This is a genomic window from Streptomyces sp. 150FB (assembly GCF_000818195.1).
Taxonomy (GTDB): Bacteria; Actinomycetota; Actinomycetes; order Streptomycetales; family Streptomycetaceae; genus Streptomyces.
The window spans coordinates 2,840,617-2,843,752 of the sequence record NZ_JTHL01000001.1 but is presented as its reverse complement, the minus strand read 5'-3'; the positions used below and the strand labels follow the sequence as shown (position 1 = coordinate 2,843,752).

The following is a 3,136-nucleotide window of genomic DNA, read 5'->3' as shown; positions in this document are numbered from 1 at the left end:
CGAGGCCGCCGCCCGCCGCGTCCGCAGGCCGCTGCTGCGCCCCGGCGGCCGGCTGATGATCATCGCGGCCGACCATCCGGCACGCGGCGCCCTCGCCGTCGGCGACGACCGGCTCGCCATGGCCAACCGCCTCGACATGCTCGAACGGCTCTGCCTGGCGCTCTCCCGCCCCGGCGTGGACGGCGTACTCGCCACCGCCGACATCCTCGACGACCTGCTGCTCCTCGGCGCCCTCGACGACCGTGTCGTCATGGGCTCCATGAACCGGGGCGGCCTCGCCGGGGCCAGCTTCGAACTCGACGACCGCTTCACCGGCCACCGCCCCGAGGATCTCGCCCGACTCGGCTTCGACGCGGGCAAGCTGCTGCTCCGTATCGACTACGAGGACGCCGGCTCCCTCGACACGCTCCACTCGGCCGCCCGCGCCGTCGACGCGATGGCCGCGCTCCGGCTCCCGGTCTTCGTCGAGCCGTTCATCTGCCACCGGGTCGGGGGACGGCTGCGTACGGACCTGAGCGCCGAGGCCGTCACCCGTTCCATAGCCATCAGCTCGGGCCTCGCCGGCACCTCCGCGTACACCTGGCTGAAGGTCCCCGTCACCGAGGACCCCGACGACATGGCCAGGGTGATGGAGACCTCGACCCTGCCGGCCGTGCTGCTCGGCGGCGAGATCGGCGGCGACCAGGAGGGGGCGTACGAGAAGTGGCGCAAGGCGCTCCGCCTGCCCACGGTGCAGGGGCTCGTCGTGGGGCGCTCGCTGCTCTATCCGGTCGACGGGGACGTGGCCGGGGCCGTGGACACCGCCGTAGGACTGTTGTAGGGGGTACGGACACTTCATGAGCACCGACGACAACACGACCGGGACGGCGGGCGGGGCGCCACGCGACGGCGACCGCGACCGCGAGCGCCATGTCCGCGCCGGCACCTCGGCCAACGGCCCGTACGCCCTCGACATCGACCCCGAACGGGCCGGCTGGGACCACTGCTCCCTGCGCGTCCTCGAACTGCCGCCCGGCGGGAGCCACGCCCTGGACACCGGCGACAGTGAGTGGATCGTGCTCCCGCTGAACGGCGGCTGTACGGTGCGTACAGGCGCCGAATCCTTCGAACTGCGGGGCAGGGAAGGGGTGTTCAGCGGAGTCACCGACTTCGCCTACCTCCCGCGCGATGCCCACGCCCAGATCGCCTCCGGTGCGGGAGGCCGGTTCGCCCTGGCAGGAGCGAAGTGCGAGCGACGTCTCCCCGCTCGCTACGGCCCCGCGCCGGAGGTACCGGTCGAGCTGCGCGGCGCGGGCACCTGCTCGCGCCAGGTGAACAACTTCGCCGCCGCCGACGTCTTCGAGTGCGACCGGCTGATCGCCGTCGAGGTGCTCACGCCGGGTGGCAACTGGTCGTCGTACCCGCCCCACAAGCACGACGAACACCGCCCCGGCGAGGAAGCCGAGCTGGAGGAGATCTACTACTTCGAGATCGACGGGATCAAGGGGGTTGAAGGGGCCGACGGGATCGACGGCCTCGAAGGGACCGAAGGCGTCGGCTACCAGCGCGTCTCGCCCTCCCGCCCCGGCGGTACGGACGTGCTCGCCGAGGTCCGTACGGGCGACACGGTGCTGATCCCCGACGGCTGGCACGGCCCCTCCATCGCCGCCCCCGGACGCGCCATGTACTACCTCAACGTCATGGCGGGACCGGGCGAGTCCCGCGAGTGGCTGATCCGCGACCATCCCGATCACGGCTGGATCCGGGACACTTGGCCGGGGCAGTCCGTCGACCCGCGACTGCCGCTGTACGGACCGCCTGCCGGACCCGAGGGGAGCCCCCGATGAGTACCCGCCACCTCACCGTCGCCCAGGCCCTGATCACCTTCCTGAGCCGCCAGTACACCGAGCGGGACGGCGGCAGGCAGCGGCTGATCGGCGCCACCTGGGGCATTTTCGGCCATGGCAATGTGGCGGGTGTCGGACAGGCGCTGGTCGAGTCCGCCGCCGACATGCCGTACCTCCAGGGCCGTAACGAACAGGCCATGGTGCACGCGGCCGTCGGCTACGCCCGGCAGAGCAACCGTCTCTCCACCCACGCCGTGACCACCTCCATCGGCCCCGGCGCCACCAACCTGGTGACCGGCGCCGCCCTCGCCACGATCAACCGGCTGCCGGTGCTGCTCCTCCCCGGCGACACCTTCGCCACCCGCCCCGCAGACCCGGTGCTCCAGCAGCTCGAAGTCCCCTCGGCCGGCGACGTCTCGGTCAATGACGCGCTGCGGCCCGTCTCCGCGTACTTCGACCGCGTCACCCGCCCCGAGGCGCTCATCCCCGCCGCGCTCGCCGCGATGCGGGTCCTCAGCGACCCGGCCGCCACCGGCGCCGTCACGCTCGCGCTGCCGCAGGACGTACAGGCTGAGGCGTACGACTGGCCGGAGGAGTTCTTCGACGAGCGCGTCTGGCGCGTCCGCCGCCAAGGGCCCGATCCGGCCGAACTGGCCGAGGCCGTCAGGCTCGTACGGGCCGCCCGCCGCCCGCTGCTCGTCGCCGGCGGCGGCGTCCACCACAGCGCCGCCGAGGAGGCGCTCGCCGCGCTCGCCTCGGCCACCGGCATCCCGGTCGCCTCCACCCAGGCGGGCAAGGGCTCGCTGCCCTACGACCACCCCTGCGACGTCGGCGCCGTCGGCCACACCGGGACCGCGACCGCCGACGAACTCGCCCGCACCGCCGACCTGGTGATCGGCGTCGGCACCCGCTGGTCGGACTTCTCCACCGCGTCCGCCACGCTCTTCGCCCACCCCGCCGTCCGCTTCCTCAACATCAACGTCACCGGCTTCGACGCCCACAAGCTCGCTGCCGACCCGCTGGTCGCCGACGCCCGTACCGCCCTGAAACAGCTCGCCGCCGGACTCGCGGGACACCGCGTCGAGCCCGCGTACGCCACCGAGTACAGCGACGACAAGGAGCGCTGGGAGCACCGCGTCGACGCCGCCTTCGCGGCCGACGAGGACCTGCTGCGCCCCACCCAGGCGCAGGTCCTCGGTGTGCTCGACGCCCTCGTCACCGCCGAGGACATCGTCATCAACGCGGCCGGTTCGCTCCCCGGCGACCTGCACAAACTCTGGCGGGCCCGCTCCAGCGACCAGTACCACGTC

3 protein-coding genes are annotated in these 3,136 nt (G+C 72.9%); all 3 read left to right on the top strand.

Features of this window, described 5'->3' with window-relative positions:
• On the top strand, positions 1-820 hold an 820-nt coding region (locus tag QR77_RS11985), incomplete at its 5' end, for a hypothetical protein (RefSeq protein WP_040021549.1).
• A gap of 16 nt (positions 821-836) precedes the next feature.
• Positions 837-1,826, top strand: a complete 990-nt coding sequence (gene iolB / locus QR77_RS11980; RefSeq protein WP_040021548.1) for a 5-deoxy-glucuronate isomerase — start codon at positions 837-839, stop codon at positions 1,824-1,826.
• Positions 1,823-3,136, top strand: a 1,314-nt coding sequence (locus QR77_RS11975) for a thiamine pyrophosphate-binding protein (RefSeq protein WP_040021547.1), incomplete at its 3' end; no start/stop codon positions are given. The genes iolB and QR77_RS11975, both read left to right, overlap by 4 nt.